Source organism: Nocardia mexicana NBRC 108244 (assembly GCF_001613165.1).
Lineage (GTDB): Bacteria > Actinomycetota > Actinomycetes > Mycobacteriales > Mycobacteriaceae > Nocardia > Nocardia mexicana.
This window is the reverse complement of sequence record NZ_BDBV01000022.1, coordinates 119816-137760: the sequence shown is the minus strand read 5'-3', so window position 1 is coordinate 137760 and position 17945 is coordinate 119816. Positions and strand designations below refer to the sequence as shown.

20 protein-coding genes are annotated in these 17945 nt (G+C 69.6%); 9 read left to right on the top strand and 11 right to left on the bottom strand.

Translation table 11 applies throughout. From position 1 onward, the window contains the following. Positions 1-5 precede the first annotated feature (5 nt). Genes NM1_RS42090 through NM1_RS09150 form a run of 3 tightly spaced genes read left to right on the top strand, consistent with a single transcriptional unit; the run spans position 6 to position 1837 of the window. Positions 6-212, top strand: coding sequence for a hypothetical protein (locus NM1_RS42090; RefSeq protein ID WP_147288828.1), 207 nt, complete (start codon positions 6-8; stop codon positions 210-212). Continuing rightward, on the top strand, positions 209-853 hold the full coding sequence (locus tag NM1_RS09155; RefSeq protein WP_068016542.1) for a helix-turn-helix domain-containing protein: 645 nt from the start codon (positions 209-211) through the stop codon (positions 851-853). Before NM1_RS42090 ends, NM1_RS09155 begins: the two co-directional genes overlap by 4 nt. Before the next feature lie 33 nt (positions 854-886). Beyond that, a complete protein-coding gene (locus tag NM1_RS09150; RefSeq protein WP_068016539.1) occupies positions 887-1837 on the top strand; it encodes a PDR/VanB family oxidoreductase in 951 nt (316 codons plus the stop codon). A 14-nt stretch (positions 1838-1851) separates the two neighbouring features. Here the strand turns inward: NM1_RS09150 and NM1_RS09145 are convergent, their stop codons facing one another. Both NM1_RS09145 and NM1_RS09140 read right to left on the bottom strand, forming a co-directional pair. After that, positions 1852-2604, bottom strand: a complete 753-nt coding sequence (locus NM1_RS09145) for a cysteine hydrolase family protein (protein WP_068016536.1) — start codon at positions 2602-2604, stop codon at positions 1852-1854. 88 nt (positions 2605-2692) lie between these two features. Further along, a complete protein-coding gene (locus NM1_RS09140) occupies positions 2693-4294 on the bottom strand; it encodes an AtzH-like domain-containing protein (RefSeq protein WP_068016533.1) in 1602 nt (533 codons plus the stop codon). Positions 4295-4488: 194 nt separating this feature from the next. Between NM1_RS09140 and NM1_RS09135 the strand changes: the two genes are divergently transcribed. Genes NM1_RS09135 through NM1_RS09125 form a run of 3 tightly spaced genes read left to right on the top strand, consistent with a single transcriptional unit; the run spans position 4489 to position 6939 of the window. Beyond that, complete coding sequence (locus tag NM1_RS09135) at positions 4489-5406, top strand: MBL fold metallo-hydrolase (protein WP_068016919.1); 918 nt, start codon at positions 4489-4491, stop codon at positions 5404-5406. Positions 5407-5434: 28 nt separating this feature from the next. Further along, positions 5435-5875: a cupin domain-containing protein gene (locus NM1_RS09130; protein ID WP_068016530.1), complete on the top strand. Its 441-nt coding sequence runs from the start codon at positions 5435-5437 to the stop codon at positions 5873-5875. After that, positions 5872-6939 (top strand): acetamidase/formamidase family protein, encoded by a 1068-nt coding sequence (locus NM1_RS09125; protein WP_246010769.1) that lies wholly within the window; start codon positions 5872-5874, stop codon positions 6937-6939. The genes NM1_RS09130 and NM1_RS09125 overlap by 4 nt, the downstream gene beginning before the upstream one ends. On the opposite strand, the gene NM1_RS09120 is transcribed toward NM1_RS09125, so the two are convergent. The 3 genes from NM1_RS09120 to NM1_RS09110 form a co-directional block, all read right to left on the bottom strand. Then, entirely contained in the window at positions 6915-7682 is a 768-nt protein-coding gene (locus NM1_RS09120) for a sulfite exporter TauE/SafE family protein (RefSeq protein WP_068016525.1), read from the bottom strand. The genes NM1_RS09125 and NM1_RS09120 overlap by 25 nt on opposite strands. Further along, complete coding sequence (locus NM1_RS09115) at positions 7682-8464, bottom strand: GntR family transcriptional regulator (RefSeq protein ID WP_068016521.1); 783 nt, start codon at positions 8462-8464, stop codon at positions 7682-7684. Before NM1_RS09115 ends, NM1_RS09120 begins: the two co-directional genes overlap by 1 nt. Positions 8465-8672: 208 nt before the next feature. Continuing rightward, entirely contained in the window at positions 8673-9554 is an 882-nt protein-coding gene (locus NM1_RS09110; protein WP_068016916.1) for an LLM class flavin-dependent oxidoreductase, read from the bottom strand. A gap of 121 nt (positions 9555-9675) precedes the next feature. Here NM1_RS09110 and NM1_RS09105 point away from each other — a divergent pair, with 121 nt between their 5' ends. Further along, the gene (locus NM1_RS09105; protein ID WP_211339305.1) at positions 9676-11127 is read left to right on the top strand and encodes an aspartate ammonia-lyase; all 1452 of its coding nucleotides are present in this window, start codon (positions 9676-9678) and stop codon (positions 11125-11127) included. Between the two features lie 16 nt (positions 11128-11143). Here the strand turns inward: NM1_RS09105 and NM1_RS09100 are convergent, their stop codons facing one another. Continuing rightward, the gene (locus NM1_RS09100) at positions 11144-11893 is read right to left on the bottom strand and encodes a MerR family transcriptional regulator (RefSeq protein WP_068016513.1); all 750 of its coding nucleotides are present in this window, start codon (positions 11891-11893) and stop codon (positions 11144-11146) included. Between the two features lie 95 nt (positions 11894-11988). After that, positions 11989-12378: a VOC family protein gene (locus NM1_RS09095; protein ID WP_068016511.1), complete on the bottom strand. Its 390-nt coding sequence runs from the start codon at positions 12376-12378 to the stop codon at positions 11989-11991. A 66-nt stretch (positions 12379-12444) separates the two neighbouring features. Between NM1_RS09095 and NM1_RS09090 the strand changes: the two genes are divergently transcribed. Then, complete coding sequence (locus NM1_RS09090; protein WP_068016508.1) at positions 12445-12807, top strand: winged helix-turn-helix transcriptional regulator; 363 nt, start codon at positions 12445-12447, stop codon at positions 12805-12807. Here NM1_RS09090 and NM1_RS09085 read toward each other — a convergent pair. Further along, the gene (locus tag NM1_RS09085) at positions 12776-13156 is read right to left on the bottom strand and encodes a winged helix-turn-helix transcriptional regulator (protein WP_084519304.1); all 381 of its coding nucleotides are present in this window, start codon (positions 13154-13156) and stop codon (positions 12776-12778) included. The genes NM1_RS09090 and NM1_RS09085 overlap by 32 nt on opposite strands. A 99-nt stretch (positions 13157-13255) precedes the next feature. On the opposite strand from NM1_RS09085, the gene NM1_RS09080 reads away from it, so the two are divergent. After that, the gene (locus tag NM1_RS09080; RefSeq protein WP_068016505.1) at positions 13256-14107 is read left to right on the top strand and encodes an alpha/beta fold hydrolase; all 852 of its coding nucleotides are present in this window, start codon (positions 13256-13258) and stop codon (positions 14105-14107) included. On the opposite strand, the gene NM1_RS09075 is transcribed toward NM1_RS09080, so the two are convergent. From NM1_RS09075 to NM1_RS09065, 3 genes are all read right to left on the bottom strand, one after another. Beyond that, a complete protein-coding gene (locus NM1_RS09075) occupies positions 14096-14461 on the bottom strand; it encodes a hypothetical protein (RefSeq protein ID WP_068016502.1) in 366 nt (121 codons plus the stop codon). The genes NM1_RS09080 and NM1_RS09075 overlap by 12 nt on opposite strands. 244 nt (positions 14462-14705) lie before the next feature. Continuing rightward, positions 14706-15191 (bottom strand): MarR family winged helix-turn-helix transcriptional regulator, encoded by a 486-nt coding sequence (locus NM1_RS09070; protein ID WP_068016911.1) that lies wholly within the window; start codon positions 15189-15191, stop codon positions 14706-14708. A gap of 69 nt (positions 15192-15260) precedes the next feature. After that, positions 15261-17939, bottom strand: coding sequence for a fumarate reductase/succinate dehydrogenase flavoprotein subunit (locus NM1_RS09065; protein ID WP_068016908.1), 2679 nt, complete (start codon positions 17937-17939; stop codon positions 15261-15263). Positions 17940-17945: the final 6 nt, after the last annotated feature.

Genomic DNA, 17945 nt, shown 5'->3' with positions numbered 1-17945 from the left:
TTCGAATGAGCGAGATGGTGGCCCGCCCGTGGCTGGTCGGCGAGGCGTTGCGGATGGGAGCTAATGTTGATGTGATCAACATTCAGCACTATCCAGCCGCCGTGTTTCGAGTTGATGAACGAGTCAGCTACGGTCTTGTTAATTCACCGACCCGGCACCGGATGAGCTGCAGCACCGGCGCGGCATCGCAACGACCGAATGGTGAGATATGAACGTGGACAACGTGACCGGCACCGCCCCGCGGGACACGCAGGCCCTGCTCGGAGCCGAGATCAGGCGTCGGCGCCGCGAACTCGGCCTCACCCTGGTCCGGCTGGCCGAGCAGGCGAAGATCTCGCATCCGTTCCTCAGCCAGCTCGAACGCGGGCTGGCCCGGCCCAGCATGATGACGCTGGCCCGCATCGCCGAGGCGCTGGGCACCACCCAGGTCGAACTCATGCTGGCCTCCGACACCCGCGACCGGGAACCCGAGGGCACCGCGGAGCGCCGGGTGATCCGCTCGCACGAGGGCGTCCAGTTGCCCCGGGGCATCGCGCGGCGGGGCCGGGAGGAGGGGTCGACGCGGCTGCTGGTGCACGGCCGCGCGGACTTCTATCCGCAGGAATTCGTGGAGGTGCACACCGAATTCGGCCCGTACTTCACCCACGACGAGGACGAGTGGGTCTACGTCGTGGCGGGCGCGATCATGGTCGACCTCGGCGACCACGGCAACGCCCGGCTCGCCGAGGGCGACAGCCTCTACTACACTGGCGGCACACCGCATCGGTGGCATGTGGTGGACGGCCCGCGCGCCAGGCTCATCGTCGTGAAAGCGGCCGCGCGCGAACCGGATTCCCGTGGCTGGGACCGATAATCAGGCGGGGCCCTCGTCTTTCGAGAGGCCACCATGCACAGTTCCGATCTCCTCGCCGTCGTCGTCCGTGACCGCCGCCGGGTGGCCGATGCCATCGACGAGTTCACGCTGACCCGGCCGGGAGGTGACCCGCTGCCGGAGTGGGAGGCGGGCGCGCACGTCGATCTGCTGCTCGGCGACGGCATCGTGCGGCAGTATTCGCTGTGCTCGGATCCCGCGGATGCGACGCACTACCGCATCGCGGTGCTGCGCGAGGAGCACGGACGCGGCGGTTCGGTGCGTGCCCACGACACGCTCCGGATCGGCACGGAGGTCTCGATCCGCCCGCCGCGCAACCACTTTCCGCTGGTGCGTGCGCTCGAGTACGTGCTGATCGCGGGCGGGATCGGCATTACACCCGTCCTCGCGCTGGCCGCGGCCGCACACCGCAGCGGGCGTCCCTGGCGGCTGATCTACACCGGTCGCGACGAATCGGCCATGGCGTACACCGCGGAACTGCGCGAGCGGTACGGTGACGCACCGGTCATCCACTACTCGCGGCGGGGCGGCCGCCTGGATCTCGCAGCGGCGCTGGCGGATTCGGCGCCGGGCACCGCCGTCTACGCGTGCGGCCCCCACGGCCTGATCGAGGCCGCCGAGCATGCCTGCGCGCCGCTGGCGGCGGTCGATGTCTTCGCCGAGCGATTCGTCGCCCGCGACCGGTCCGCCTCGGCCGCAGGGCCTTTCGAGGTATCACTGGCACTGTCGGGGCTGACGCTCACGGTCCCGCCTACTCGATCCATCCTCGCGGTGGCCGAGGACCACGGTGTGGTGGCGCCGGCGTCGTGTCGGGAGGGCACCTGCGGCACCTGTGAGACCGGCGTGGTCAGCGGCGAGATCGATCACCGCGACTCGATCCTGTCGGCGGAGGAACGCGCCGAGGGCGAGTCGATGATGATCTGCGTATCCCGCTGCGCCGGAAGCCGTTTGGTGCTCGAGCTGTAGGAGTGTGCGGGTCGTTACCCGTTCGGCGAGTCCAGTGCGTGCGCGAGATCCGCGCTCGTCGCCGTGAATCCGAAGCACTGCCGGACGTTGTAGACGGTCGCGTCCATGCAGTACTGCGGGGAGGTGGTCGCCACCGCGTCGGTCAGCAGCACGGCGTCGTAGCCGAGGTTCGCGGCGTCGGTCAGTGTCGACAGCACGCACTGGTCGGCGTTCACGCCCGCGAACAGAAGCGTGTCGACCCGCAGGTTGCGCAGCGCGGAATCCAGGACGGTATCGACGAACCCGCTCATTCGATACTTGTCCACGCGCAGATCGCCGGGGGCAACCTCGAGTTCGTCGACCACGGCGGCGCCCCAGCTGCCCGCTTCGAGCACAGCGGTGCTCGAAGCGCTTGCCGCACTGCCGATTCCGGAACCGGAGCCCGCGGGGTCGTAGACATGGAGCACGCCGGGCGGCAGATTCGCGCGGTCGGGGCGGTTACCCCAGTTCACCCAGACGACCGGCACGCCCGCCGCCCGCAGGGCCGGGAGCGCGGCCCGCACGGCGTCGACGGCCGCGTGGGTAGCGGAGATGTCGACCCCGATGCTCGCCAGCCACCCCTCGGAGTGGCAGAAGTCGTTCTGCAGGTCGACGACGACCAGTGCGGTCCGCGCGAGATCCAGTGTCAGCCGCTGCGGCAGGGCGTCGAGCGCGAGCGGGCGGCTCGGCTCGTCCCGCCGCCGCAGGTCCGCATGCTCGGCGGTCAGCGTCCAGGAATTGCGGTACATGGATGGTCCTGTCGATCGGAGGAATATCGCGAAACACGCAGAGCCGGTGGAGGTCCCGGCTGGGGCCGTGGTCGACGCGCGCTGGTGGTCATACCCTCGCACCGGTGGCGAAGGGCGTTCGGGCGAATTCGAGCAGGGTGGCGTCCTCGCCGGGACCGGCCAGCAGCGACACCCCGATCGGCAGGGTCCCCGAGACCGCCATCGGCAGCGACAGCGCGGGCAGTCCCGCCAGCGAGGCCAGGCAGGTCAGCCGCAAGGTGTTCTGCCGCACCGTCTCTACCGCGTCGGCGGGCGCGTCACAGCGCGGGGCGGCGGAGGACGCACTCGGTAGGGCCAGCACGGTCCCCGGCGGCAGCAGGCCCCGCAGGCGGGCGCTCATCTCGTCGAGCAGCTGTCGCGCGGCGGATTCGGCGGCCGGGTCGACGTGGCTTCCGGCACGGAATCGAGCGGCGACCTCCGGTGCCAGCGCGTCCGGGTGTCCGGCGACGAATTCGCCGTGCGTCCGCCACGCCTCGGCCGCCTGGACGGTGCGGAATGCGGCGAGCACCGCGTCCAGTCCCCCACCGTCCGGATAGTCCAGCGACACCGCCCGCGGTGGCGGCAGTTCGCCCCGTGTCGCGGCATCGCGCAGCGTCAATGCCTGCACCGCGGCCGAGAAGGATTCTCGCGCTGCGGGTTCCAGCAGTTCCGTCAGCTCGGGAGCCACCAGGACCGCGGTGACGGGATGGCCCTGCCGCACCGGCAGCAGCGCCGCGGCCGCCCGCGCGAGCAGGTCGGGATCGCGGGTCAGCACGCCCACGGCATCGAAGCTCGGGGCCAGACCCACCAGACCGTCCCGTGCCACCGCCCCGTGGGTCGTGCGCACACCGTAGAGCCCGCAGTAGGAGGCCGGGACGCGGATCGAGCCCGCGGTGTCGGTGCCGAGCCCGATATCGGCGAGACCGGCCGCGACCGCGGCGGCTGGCCCGCTCGACGACCCGCCGCTGATGCGCTGGGAAGCAAGAGGATTCGGCGTGGTGCCGTAGTGGATGTTGACGCCCGACAGCGAGAACGCGAGCTCGTCGGTCGCCGCGATGCCGGTGATATCGGCCCCGGCGGACAGCAGCGCGGCCACCGCGGCGGCGTGGCCGGACTCCACCGGCGCGGCCGCCAGCCAGGCCGGATTGCCCGCGCCGACGGCCTGTCCCGCCACCGCGAACAGGTCCTTGACCGCCACGCGCGCGCCGCGCAGCGGTCCCGCACCGCCGACGGCCAGCGGACGGTCGCCCGGCGCGACGCGCCAGATCGACTGGTCCGGCACCACGTCGGCACCGCGCGCAGGCGGGGCGCCGCCGGAGACGTGCGCGACGGTGACCTCCCACGGCCCGAGACCGCGTTCCCATACCTGGGTTTGGATGCCGTGCGTGCCGTCGGCCCGGCGGGTCTCGGCGACGATCACCGCCGCATCCGGCCCCAGCCGGCGGACATAAACGCGGACCAGGGAGCGCGCCGGTGCGCCCGCGCGACCCGCCCGGAATTCGGCGATTGCGTCGTGACCGACCAGCGCGGTGCTCGCATCGCCGCGGATCGTCCGCGGCCCGTCCGCGAATGCGGCATCCAGCTCCGCGAGATCGTTGGCCATCAGGGCGCGTTCGTAGCGCGCGAAGGCCGCGCGCAGATCGCCGTCCAGGTCGTCGAAAGGGGAGATCATCGGAGGGACAGTAGTCGCGAATGTTGATGTGATGAACATTCAGCGCGTAACGACAATGTGAAACTTCCACACCGAGACTCGTTGTCATACTGTGGCATTCGTGCTCTCACGATTGGACCGCAACCTTTACCTCACGGAAACAGAGGGCCCTTAGGTTCGGAAATGTAACTGTCATCAACATTCGAGGAGGTGTGGTGGCATCGCGAGTTCCGACCTTCTGCGCGGGCCCCGACTGGTTCGACGTCCGGGACGTGGGCGACGGCATCCACCTGATCAACGAGCCCGGCCATGTCGCCAGCTACCTCGTCCTCGGCGAGCACACCGCCCTGCTGTTCGACTCCGGGCTGGGCATCGCACCGATCTCCGAGGCGGTGCGCGCGCTGACGGCGCTGCCGCTGCTGGTGGTGTCGTCGCACCACCACGTGGACCATCGCGGCGGCAATGCGGATCTGGCCGCCCACGCCGATGTCGTCGACTTCGCCGCCCACCCCGCGGCGACCGATCCCGCGTCCGGATGTCTGCACGGTCCCGCCGATCCGGCCTTCTTGCGCAGCTACGGCACGGCGATGACGCGGGTAATCGAGGAATACGAGCGTTTCGCGCGCCTGGACGAGCAGTACTTCTTCACCCTCGCCCGGCTCGGCCGCCCGCGCCCACTGCCGGATCTGACCCGCTGGGAGGTCGCGCCGGTCCCGATCGGCCGCACGCTGGACGACGGCGAGGTCGTCGATCTCGGCGGGCGGCGATTCGAGGTGCTGCACACCCCCGGGCACGCGCCGGACACGCTGTGCCTGTTCGAGCGCGCCAGCGGCATCCTGCTCGCCGGGGACACGGTGCTCGCCGCGGCGCACTGGCTGCACGGCCCCGGCGCCGATCCGGCCGGGTTTGCCGCCTCCACGCGGCGCCTGGCCGAACTCCCGATCACCCGAATCCTGGCCGCCCACAACCTCGTCTGCGAACTGCCGGCCCGCGCGGCCGCCGAGGTCGCCCGGGCCGCGGCGGCACTGCTGGCGGGCGCGACGACCGCCCGGCCCGGGAGCGACATGCTCGGGCAGCCGGTCACCCGCCACGATGTCGGACCCGTCACCCTGCTCACCCCGTCGCTCGGCTGAATCGCGCACTCCCCGAAAGGATCCGACCATGACCGGCGCTCCCCCCGTCCTGCGGCACCTCGCCGACCTCTCCGCCTCGCTGATCTCTCCCGGCGACACCGTGCGGCTGTGCACCCTCGCCGGACCCGAACACGGTTCCAGCGCCAGCGTATTCCTCGAGATCTGGGAGCCCGGCGGCGCGCAGCCGCTGAACTCGCACCCGGATTCGGCCGAGATCTTCCTCGTACTATCGGGCGCCGCGCAGGCGCACAGCGATACGCACACAATCGATCTGGCCGCGGGCGACGTGCTGATCCTGCAGCCGGGATCCGAACACCGCATCGTCAACACCTCCGCGACCGACCGGCTGTACACGATCACCGTGATGGCCGACGACGGCGGGTTTGCCGCGCTCGTCGACGGTGGCGCTCCGGTCACGTTGTCTCCCGGCGACATTCGCACGCTGGCGGCGGGATGGGATGCGCCGTGACCGTCCTGCCCGCCGAGGCCCTGCTCTCCTCGACTCCCGATACCGTGCTCTGGGGCGAACTACCCTGTGCCGCAGATGATCCGGTGACAACGGTTTCCCCCGGCGACAGCCTGGTCATCGACTCCGTGAGCCATGAGGGCATGCTCGAGGACCAGGGCCGCGACCCGCTGCGCTTCTTCACCGAGCGCGGCATCGACGCCGGCGCGGTACTCCCGGACGCGATCGCCGTGGCGGCGGAGGTGGATCACGACCCCTCCCGCCACGGCCCCCATATCGTCACCGGCCCGATCCGGGTGCGCGGCGCCCGGCCCGGTGACGTCCTCTCGATCACAGTGGAACGCCTGGAGCTGCGCGCGGATTACGGCATCGTGTCCAACCGGCACGCCAAAGGGGCCCTGCCGGAACGGTTCCCGGTCGACGGATCGACCGATACCCTGTCGATCCTCGGCCGCGTCGACGCCGCCGGACGCGGTGTGCTGCCGACCGGGCCGGGCGCCGATCGGTTCGTGCGCTTCCCGCTCCGCCCGTTCCTGGGCATCACCGGCGTAGCGGTCGCGGTCGACCGCCGCGTCCACTCGGTGCCACCCGGCCCGCACGGCGGCAACATCGATATCTCCCTGCTCGGCGTCGGCTCCACCGTGCATCTCCCGGTGCAGGTGGAGGGCGCGGTCGCCTATATCGGCGACCCCCATTACGCGCAGGGCGACGGCGAGGTGGCGCTCACCGCGTTCGAGGCCCCGCTGCGAGCGACCCTGCGCTTCGATCTCGTGCCCGCCGCCGAACTCGCCGCACCCCGGCGGCTGTGGGGCGAGACCGCCGATCTGCTGATCCCGATCGGCCTGCACGAAGATCTCGACGAGGCGATGCGGGCCTGTGTCCACGGCGCGGTCGACCTGCTCGTCGCCGCCGGAATGCATCCGGCCTACGCTTACGCCTACCTGTCGGCCGCGGGCGATTTCGCCGTATCCCAAGTGGTCGACCAGGTCTGCGGGATACACGGCCGGATCCGGAAGTCCGATCTGGCGGACCTCACCCACCACTACTCCGCGCAAAACGCGAGGTAGGGCGCGAGCGCGAGCAGGGTGATGATCAGCGCGTATTTCAGGCTGCGGGTGGGCAGTGCGTGGGCGATTCGCCAGCCCAGGAGGACACCGGCCAGTTCGGGGATGCCGACCAGGGCGGCCAGGGGCCAGTCGATGACGCCGTGCGCGATGTAGCCGAGGGTGCCCACGGTCGCGATGGTGACCGATTGTGCCTGGGCGGAGGCTAGGGATTCCAGCACGGGCACGCCGAGCGCCACCAGGAGCGGGACGGTGAGCATCGGCCCGCCGATTCCGACGATCCCCGAGGCGACGGCCACGGCGAGCCCCAGCGCGACCACCAGCAGTGCCGCCGGGTGCGCCCGCGCCGACGCGCAGGCGCGATGTTCGCGATACGCCACCAGGGCGGCCACCACGGTCACCAGCACGCCGAGCACGACCCCGAACACACGCTGGGACACGAAGGTGTTGAGCAGCACCCCGAGGGGTGTGCCGATCACGGCCGTGACGGCCAGAATCACCGCGGTGCGGCGGGTTTCGAGCTCGCGCAGCTGGCCGGAGCGGGTGTATGCGGCCGTCGCCAAGACGCCGGTGGCGATATGGGTGACGATGGCGGTGCCCGCCACCTCGGCCGGCGACAGACCGGTCAGGGCGAACAGCCCGATCGTAGGGAGGATTCCCCCGGGGCCGACGGCGGTGATACCGATACCTCCGGCAAGCCCGAACAGCCCCAGCAGCGCCAAGACCGGCGTCGACAAGCCCACCATTACTGCGCCTGCTGCTCGGCCGCGGTGGCTCGTCCGCGGTGCATCGTGGCATGAAAGGTCATCCGGTCCGCACGGATGCGAATCGACTCCGCATCCACCGGACGCCCGTCCGCGAGGTAGGTGAGCCGTTCGAGAGCGAAAAGCGGTGCGCCGCAGGGTACTTGCAGGAGCGCTGCGGTATCCGAATCGGCGGTGATGGCATGCACGGTGACCTCGGCGCGCCCGAGCAGATGGCCTGTGGTCGCTTCGATCAACGTGAACACATCCCGTCCCGCCACATCACCGGACAGGACGGCCGGGCCGATATCGGAGGGGAGGTAGGTGGCATCGAGGGACAGCGGCGTTCCCTGCAGCCACCGCAGCCGTTCGAGATACACCCCGCCTGTCTCGGCCGCTACCTGGAGCCGCTCGGCGATCGGAGCGGGCAGCTCCGCCACGGTCTCGGCCACCCGGATCTCGTTGGTGACGGTGCCGTAACCGATCATCGTCTCGGCCAGTCCGACCAGCCGATCCAATCCGTGCCCGTACTTGGGCCGCACGACCGTGGTGCCGACACCCGGCCGACGAGTGATCACGCCCTCCCGGACCAGCAGCGCCAACGCTTCCCGCACCGCGTTCCGCGACGCCCCGAACTGGTTGCCCAGGCTGCGCTCGTCCGGCAGCATGCCGTCGACGAACCGGCCCGCCGTGATCTGCTGCCGCAGCACATCGGCCACCTGCCGCGCCCGCTCGGCCCGCGGCCGGGAAGAAACCCACTCCTCGGGAATCCGCCTCGTCGGCATACTCCGACCGGAGTCCCTTCCGGAAACGCTGGTAGTTCGGTTCATATCGCCGACACTAACGAGCCGCACATTACGCCAGAGTTACGCCACCTAGGTTGACCAGCATAAACATGTGACCAGGGCCTAGGCTTCCCGATCAAAGCCTTCCGCCACCGGCGACATCTCGTGGGTCACCGATGACGCGGAAGGGCGCGCCGACACGATCGGTTCAGCGGGAACCGATCAGGTTCAGTGTCGCTTCCAAGACGGCGATGTCGGCGGATCCCGGGACCAGGATGAACTCGTCCAGTCCGGCGGCCTCGGCGGCGTCGAGGGTGCGGTGCAGCGTATCGGAATCGTAGGTCTTCATCGAAGCGGCTGCGCCCGCGGCATTCTCGGCACCGAGGAATCCCAGATACTCGGAGGTGAAATCCCGTAGCACGCGGTCGGGCTCCGGCACGCCGAGAACGTAGAAACAACCGCTCACCAGGCGCGGCGCATCGCGGCCCGCGTCCGCCCAGGCCCGCCGCGCCGCCTCGGCCGACCACGCGATCTCCGAGGGAGTCCCCCCGACGCTGAACGCCACCACGCCGTCCGCCCACTGCGCGGCGCGGGCCAGCGATTTCGGCCCGAGCGCCCCGGCGAGGACGGGCGGGCCGCCGGGCTGGACGCACGCCGGACCCACCGGATCGGTTGCGCCCGAGGGCGGTTCGCCCGACCACAGCGACCGCAACTCCCCCACGGCGCGGTCCAGCCGCTCGTGGCGGTGGCCGAATCCCGCTGCGAGACTGCGGTAGTCGTCGGTCCGCCCGCCGACGCCGACGCCGAGGGTGAACCGGCCGTCGGACAGCACATCGATCGTCGCGGCCTGCTTGGCGACCAGCGCCACCGGATGCGCGGGCAGCACGGAGACATTCGCGATGATCCGCACCCGCTCGGTCACCGCCGCGGCCGCCGCGAGCGTCGTCCACATCTCCGGATTGTGGAAGGTCATGCGCTCACCGCACGAGATGCTCGACACCGGCCCCTCGTCGGCGAGCCGGCTCCAGTCGACGGTCGATCGCCGGTCGTAGCCGCGGCACATCGTGGGCAACGCGATTCCGATATCCATGCGGCACAGCATCAGACACCGCGCCGTGGCCGTCAACGCCTGGATCGGGCCACCCGATCGAGCGGACAGACACATTGCCATATTCTATGTGCCATCATTTGATGTTATAGTACGTCGAGCGATGACACATCGACTCTCCGCCGCACGGCACCGCGAAGGACGCCTCATGAGCTACCGCGCCGAACAGGACCTGTTGGGTGAGAAGAAGATTCCGGCCGATGCTTACTGGGGCATCCATACCGCGCGGGCCCGGGAGAACTTCCCGATCACCGGCGTCACGATCGCCGCGTATCCGCACCTGATCACGGCGCTGGCCGCGGTGAAGGAGGCGGCCGCCCGCGCCAACGCCGAACTCGGCCTGCTCGCACCCGATGTCGCCGAGGCGATCGTGGCCGCCTGCGCCGATATCCGTTCCGGCGCGCTGCACGACCATTTCATCGTCGACGTGATGCAGGGCGGCGCGGGCACCTCGACGAATATGAACGCCAACGAGGTGATCGCCAATCGCGCCCTGGAGCGGCTCGGGCACGACAAGGGCGACTACGCCCGCGTCCACCCCAACGAGCACGTCAACCTCGGGCAGTCCACCAACGACGCCTATCCGAGCGCGGTGCGGCTGGCCACCATCGGCGCGCTGCGTGAGCTGTCGGAGGCGATGGCCGTCCTGCGCACCGAATACCGGAACAAGGCAACGGAATTCGCCGACATGCTGAAGATGGGCCGCACCCAGCTGCAGGACGCGGTGCCGATGACCCTGGGCCAGGAGTTCGGCACCTACGCGGTCATGCTGGGCGAGGACCGGCAGCGCCTGGACGAGGCGGCCACACTGCTGCACGAGATCAATCTCGGCGCCACCGCCATCGGCACCGGCCTGAACGCGGCGCCCGGGTATGCCGAGGCCGCCTGCCGTCACCTGCGCGAGATCACCGGCGTGCCGGTGCAGACCTCCGTCGACCTGGTCGAGGCCACCCAGGACTGCGGCGCCTTCGTGCACCTGTCCGGCGTGCTCAAGCGGATCGCGGTGAAATTGTCCAAGGGCTGCAACGATCTCCGGCTGCTCGCCTCGGGGCCGCGGGCCGGGCTGAACGAGATCAATCTGCCGCCCGTGCAGGCCGGATCGTCGATCATGCCCGGCAAGATCAATCCGGTGATTCCGGAGGTGGTCAACCAGATCGCGTTCCGGGTGATCGGCAACGATCTCACCGTCACGATGGCCGCCGAGGCGGGCCAGTTGCAGCTCAACGCCTTCGAGCCGGTCATCCTGCATTCGATCGGCGAGAGCATCACCCAGCTGCGGTCGGGCTGCCTGGTGCTGGCACGCCGCTGCATCGCCGGGATCACCGCCAACCCGGAGGTCATGCGCGGCTATGTCGACAATTCGATCGGCCTGGTGACAGCGCTCAACCCGGCCATCGGCTACTACGCCGCGACCCGAATCGCCAAGGAGGCGTTGGCATCCGGCCGCGGGGTGGCCGAACTCGTGCTCGAGCAGGGGCTGCTGCCCCCGGACGAGCTGGAGCGGCTGCTGCGGCCGGAATCCGTCGCGCACCCGCGCATGATCCCCGCCGACTAGGCCCCCGGCGGGTACCTCAGCCCCGGTCGAGTGGTACGTCGTTCAGGTCGCGTGTCACCAGGTAGGCCAGGTGACGGCCGACGAACTCGTCGATCAACGCGGTCGCCATCCGGCCGGGCCGGGTACGCGCGGCGGTCAGGCGTTCGGTGAGGCGGTCCACGTCCTGCGGCGTGCGTCCCGACCGCCGGAAGGGCCGCACGCTGGACCGTTCGAAGAGATCGACGAACTTCCGAGCGATGTGATCGCAGTCGGCGCGCAACCGTTCGACCTCGCCGACCGCTTCGGCCGCCGGCACGCCGTCGGCGACGAGTTGCTCGAGCAGTTCCGCCACTTCGCCGTTGGCCACCCGGTAGGTCGTGGCATCGACCGGTTCGTAGATGCCCGCGGCGACCACTCGGCGCAGGCCGTCCGGCACATCGTGAACCAACTGCGCGAGATCGGTTGCGGCTATGAGCTTCTCGGAAATCGGGTGGGTCGGCCGCTCGGGCGCTGCGGGGGGCGCGGCGACGCCGAGGACGTCGGCCAGGTCGTCGCCGCGATCCCATGCCTCGAGCAGGCCGCGGACGCCGTTGAGGGTGATCCCGCGCTCGAGCAATCGGCCGATGATTCGCACCCGGTTCAGGTGTTCTTCGCCGTAGAACCCGGTGCGGCCCCTCATCTCCGGAGGCGGCAGCAGGCCACGAACGCTGTAGTCACGCAGTGTTCGCACCGTCAGACCGGACTCGTCCGCCAGTGAACTGATCGTGAACTCTGCCCCTGCCGCCATACCCCTCAGACCACCACACCGAATCCTCGGCGGGCAGCGCCTCCTCTCAGCATGTGACGTCAATTGGCGTCATATTACATCAATTGATGACATATTCAGTGGCGCGATGGGGACCCGAGTACGCGGGTTCGTATCTGTTGTGACCATTCGACGTATTCGACGTGGGTCCCGTCGGGGTGGCGGAGGTAGGCGAATCGGCCGGTGTCGCCGGTGACGGGGCCGCCGGTGACGACCGCTTCGGATGCGGTGAGCCGGGTGATCAGCCGATCCAGATCGTCGACGATCACCGGGCCGACCGTCCAGCGATATCGGTCGGTGTGTTCGGGTGCGCCCGCGATGAGCAGGAAGTCCCCGATCGCCGCGAGTTCGGCCTCCTCGAAGGTGAATCTGAGATCCGCTGGGGCGCCGACGAGTTCCTCGTAGATCGGCAGTGCGGTGTCGAGATCGGCGACGAACAACCGCGCATAGGTCTTCAGAATCTGCATGTGGCCGACGCTAGGGTGGGATTGTCCGAGGCGGCAGTACGCACTTGAAGGTGAGCGGCATTTCCGATGCACGGTGGCGACGGTGACGAACAGACCTCCCGCGGTATCGCCTGGCAAGCGCTCGGCGTCGTATCCACGAAGTGGGGGCTGCGCATCCTGGAGGAAATCCACGGCGGCCACCATCGCTTCCGCGAGCTCCACCGAGCTGTCGACGGCATCAGCTACAAGATGCTCACCCAGACCCTACGAGAACTCGAAACCCATGCCCTCGTAAGCCGATACGACCACCGCACCGCCAACCCGCGCGTCGACTACCACCTCACCGAGGCCGGAACCGCACTCGTGCACACAATCCACGAACTGTGCACCTGGTCACGCACACATCTCAACGATCTCCTCACCGCCCCGATCCACCACCCCGGCCACTGACCTCGTCGTCGATCTCGGCCATGTGCTCTTCCGCCCATGCGCGCAGGGCCGAGAGGGGGACCTCGAGGGAGAGGCCGAGGTCGGTGAGGCGGTAGTGGACCCGGGGTGGGACGGTCGGTTCCACTCGGCGGGCGATCAGGCCGTCGCGGGCCATGTTCCGCAGGGTGACCGACAGCATCTTCTGGGAGACGCCGGACATGCGGCGCTGCAGTTCGGCGAAGCGGACCTCGCCGGGGTGGGCCTCGGCGAGCACCTTGACCACCATCGACACCCACTTCGTGCCGATGCGGTCCAGTAGCCGCCGGGTCGGGCACGCCGGATCGAACAGATCACCCCGCCGGGTAGTCACCTCGACCTCACCACCTGTCAGAGAAGTGCCTTCTTGGCAGTTCACATCGTGTTTCTTATGTTCATCTAGTAACTAATCGTAACTGGACGGGACAGTCGCATGACCACTGACATCACGATGCGCCGAGTATCGGGCAACGGCACCGAACTCCAGATCGCCACGGCGGGAACCGGCCCGGCTGTTCTTCTCCTGCACGGCTTTCCGCACACGTGGCAGCTGTGGCGGCCCGTCATCGAGGCGCTCGCGCCGCGATATCGCGTCATCGCACCCGACCTGCGCGGGCTCGGCGGCAGCGAGCGCGCGACATCCGGATTCGACGGCGCGAACCTCGCTCGCGACGCGGAGGCCGTCCTGGACGCGCTGGGCGAACCCACCGCCGACGTGGTGGCGATGGATCTCGGCACCCCGGTGGCGTTTCTGCTGGCGATGCAGCGGCCCGCGCGAGTGCGCCGGCTGGTCGTCATGGAAGCCGTGCTCGGCGGACTGCCGGGCGCCGACGACTTCCTGGCGGGCGGCCCGCCCTGGTGGTTCGGCTTCCACGCCGTACCCGGTCTCGCCGAAAACGTCCTCGCCGGAACCGAATCCGCCTACATCGACTGGTTCCTCACCACCGGCACCCAGGGCCGCGGTCTGCCCGCCGAATACCGCGACGCCTTCGTCGACGCGTACACCGGGACCGAGGCGCTGCGCTGCGCCTTCGCCCACTACCGCGCCATGCCCGACACCGCCGACCAGATCGCCCGGGCGGCGGCCACTCACCGGTTGCGGATGCCCACACTGGCACTCGGCGCCCACCCGGTCGGCGACGCCCTCGCCCGCCAACTACGCCCCCTGGCCGACGACCTGACCGGCCACATCATCCCCGACTGCGGCCACATCATCCCCCTCGACCGCCCAGCGGCCCTGCTCCCCCTGCTGACGAACTTCCTCGCGTCGGATTCAGCCTCGTGATCGCCGCCGCGGCGGCATCGAATGGCCGGTGCGGGGCGGGGCGGCGGAGGCCAGCTCCAGTACCCGCCGGGCGACGTCGTCGAGCTGGCCGGGCAGATGGACGGCGCGCACGGCGCCCACGAAGTAGTCCAGTTGCGCTCCGTCGGATCCGCGGACCTCGCAGATGTACCAGTGCCAGGCCGACAGCGCGGCCGAGTCGGTGAACTCCCGGGCACAGCGGATCGCCAGCTCGGACAGTGCGGCGGCCACCTGGGGCGGGGTACCGGCATTGCCGATCTGCCACCACGCTCGGCTGACACTGTCCGGCTGCGAGATCGTCACCTCGTAGGTGAGCAACTCCGTAGCATCCGCCACCCCTAGAACATACCGAACATCCGGCAAACAGTCATCTGGACGAACCACACCCGGTCGAGAGCGCGTAATTCCGGGCTCACGTCAAGCTCCAGACAGTGCCCCAACGATGTCCGCGAGGATTCATCACCGTTCACTCGATGCCCAACGGGGCACGCACCGGGCGCTGTGATCACTCCCAGCCGGGCATACCGCTTTGTCGTGAACAGTCGTTACAGACAGCAATCCGATAGCGAATGACGGTGGCTCAGCGCTGGGCGAGTTCCTCGGCGGATTCCTGCCCGGCGGCGCGGGTGCGCCGCAGGAAATCGGCGATCACCTCGAGTTCCGCCGTGGAGTAGCGGCCGCACAGATCGTCCATCCTGCCGTTCATTCCGGAGAACACCTCGTACAGCTCGGAGTTGCGCTCTCGCACGGCCCGCAGCGTGACCGCCCGGCGGTCCGCGGAGTCCGGATCGCGCTCGCGCACGATCCAGCCGCCCTTCTGCAGGCGATCCAGGATGCCGGTCAGGGTGGCCGGGTGCAGGCCGGCGCGGCGGGACAGGTCGGTCGGCGACATCGGCCCGTGCCGGTTGATCAGATCCAGGCACGTCCAATCGACGTCGCGAACCTCCACCCGGCCGCCGAACCGCCGATTCAGCAACGACAGCTGAATGTTCAACTCCCGCAACGCATCCTTGACATCCACCGTCAGCTTCCGCCGACTCCGCGCCGCGGTGCGATCGCCACCCACCTCGTACACCTCCACCCAGACACCGAGTTCGTATGATTCTCATAATATACGGACCGGCCGGGCGTTCGTTCAGGTGAGGGCCCGGCGGGCGTAGGCCCGGACGTCGGCGTCGGTGTCGTCGAGGGCTTGGCGCAGCGCCGCCTGTGCCGCGGCGTCCCCCGGCCAGGTGCCGAGGGTGAGGACGGTGGCCTTGCGGACGTCCGGGTGGGTGTCGGCCAGCGCTGCGCGCAGGGCGTCGGCCGGGCCCAGGGCGGCCCAGCCGCGGGCCGCGCCCACGCGCACCTGCCAGGCCGAATCGCCCAGTGCCGCGGTGAGAGTCGCGGTGTCGCCGGCGTCGCCGAGGGTGGCCAGCGCGGCCAGGGCGGCGGCGCGTACCAGCGGATCCCGGTCCGAGGTCAGGGCGCGGACGGTCTCGGTGCCGCCGCGGCCGATCGTGGCCAGGCCGTGTGCGGCCGCGACGCGCACCTCGCGGTTCTCGTCGTGCGCGGCCGTGGTCAGCGCCCGCCAGTCGTCCAGGGAGACCAGCGCCCGCACACCCTCGATCCGGACGCGGTGATCGGTGTCGACCACCGCCTTGCCGAACAGATCGGGTTCCCCGGATCGCGTGGCGCGCAGCAGGTCGACGACCGCCGCGCGCACCAGCGGATCGGGCGAATCCGCGAAGGCCGCCAGACCGTGTGCGGCGGGCAGGATCTCGACGAGTTCGCGCAGTCCGGAGACCGCCGCGGCGCGCACCGACGGATCCGCGTCACCCAGCGCGCCGATCAAGCGGTCCGCGAAGCCGTCCGGGGTTTCCTCGGTCAGCACCGACAGGGCGGTGGCCCGTACTCGCGGCTCGCGGTCGTCGAGGTAGGACGCCAGCTCGCCGGTGGTCGGGCCGTCCAGCGCCAGCAGGGCGGCGATCCGTGGCGCCGCAGCGTCTTTCGCGCTCGCCGCGACGTCGGCCGCGCGACGGGAGGTCGACGGTCCGGACGCGCTCGTCCGTGGCGGGCCGGTGGCGATCTCGGGCTGGGCCACCGCTCGCTCCGGCCCGGTGGACGGCACATCGGCGAATTCCGGCACCGGCACGAAATACGGTGCCACCGGACGCTTCACGAATTCCATGCCGTCGGCGGCCTTGCGCAGGTTCAGGTGGTAACGCCACTCGGTATCGTCGCGCTGCGGCAGGTCGGCGCGTTCGTGGTAGAGGCCCCAGCGGGATTCGGTCCGGGTCAGCGAGGAGCGCGCGGCCATCTCCGCGCAGTCGCGGATGAAGCTGACCTCCAAGCAGCGCATCAGTTCGTGCGGGGTGGCCGCGCCCATGCCGGTGATCTCCTCGCGCATGCGCTCGAAGGTCTCGACGGCCAGCGAGAGTTTGGTGGCCGTCTTCGGCGGCGCCACATAGTCGTTGACGAATCGGCGCAGCTTGTACTCCACCTGGGGCTGCGGCGGGCCGTCGGGGTTGCGCAGCGGCCGATAGACCAGCGCGTGCGCGGTCTCGAGCTGATCGGCCGGAAGCTCTTGTGGCGCAGTCACACTCGCGACGGTGGAGGCGGCGTGTTCACCGGCCAGGTCGCCGTACACGAACGCACCGATCATGTAGTTGTGCGGCACGCAGGCGAGGTCACCCGCCGCGTACAGGCCCGGCACGGTCGTGCGGGCGTGTTCGTCCACCCACACCCCGGAGGCGGAATGCCCACTGCACAGCCCGATTTCGGAGATGTGCATTTCGATGTCGTGGGTGCGGTAGTCGTGCCCGCGATTGGCGTGGAAGGTGCCGCGGGTGGGCCGCTCGGTGGTGTGCAGGATGTCCTCGAGCGCCGACAACGTCTCGTCGGGCAGGTGCGAGACCTTGAGATAGATGGGCCCGCGCGCGGATTCGATCTCCCGCTTGACCTCGGCCATCATCTGACCGGACCAGTAGTCGGAATCGACGAAGCGCTCGCCCTGCGCGTTCACCTGATATCCGCCGAACGGGTTGGCCACGTACGCGCAGGCCGGTCCGTTGTAATCCTTGATGAGCGGGTTGATCTGGAAGCATTCGATACCCGACAGCTCCGCGCCCGCGTGATAGGCCATCGCGTAGCCGTCGCCCGCATTCGTCGGATTCTCGTAGGTGCCGTACAGGTAGCCGGAGGCGGGCAGCCCCAGCCGCCCGCAGGCGCCGGTGGCCAGGATGACCGCCTTGGCGCCGACGGCGACGAATTCCCCTGTGCGCGTGTGCAATGCGGCCGCCCCGACCGCGCGGCCGCCGTCGGTGAGCACCCGGACGGGCATCAGCCGGTTCTCGATGCGGATCCGCTCCCGCATCTTCCGCTGCCGCAGCACCCGATACAGCGCCTTCTTGACATCCTTGCCCTCGGGCATGGGCAGCACATAGGACCCGGAGCGGTGCACCCGGCGCACCGCGTACTCGCCGTAGGCGTCCTTCTCGAATTTCACGCCGTAGCGCTCCAGCCGCTGCACCATCGCGAATCCGCGCGTCGCGGTCTGATAGACGGTGCGCTGGTCGACGATTCCGTCATTGGCGCGGGTGATCTCGGCGACGTAGTCCTCGGGTTCGGCCTTACCCGGAATGACGGCGTTGTTGACTCCGTCCATGCCCATCGCCAGCGCACCGGAATGCCGGACGTGCGCCTTCTCCAACAGCAGCACGTTCGCGCCGTGCTCGGCGGCGGTGAGTGCGGCCATGGTGCCCGCGGTGCCGCCGCCGATCACCAGCACGTCACAGTCGAGGCGGGTGGTTTCGGACAGGTCGGGAATATGCATCAGCAC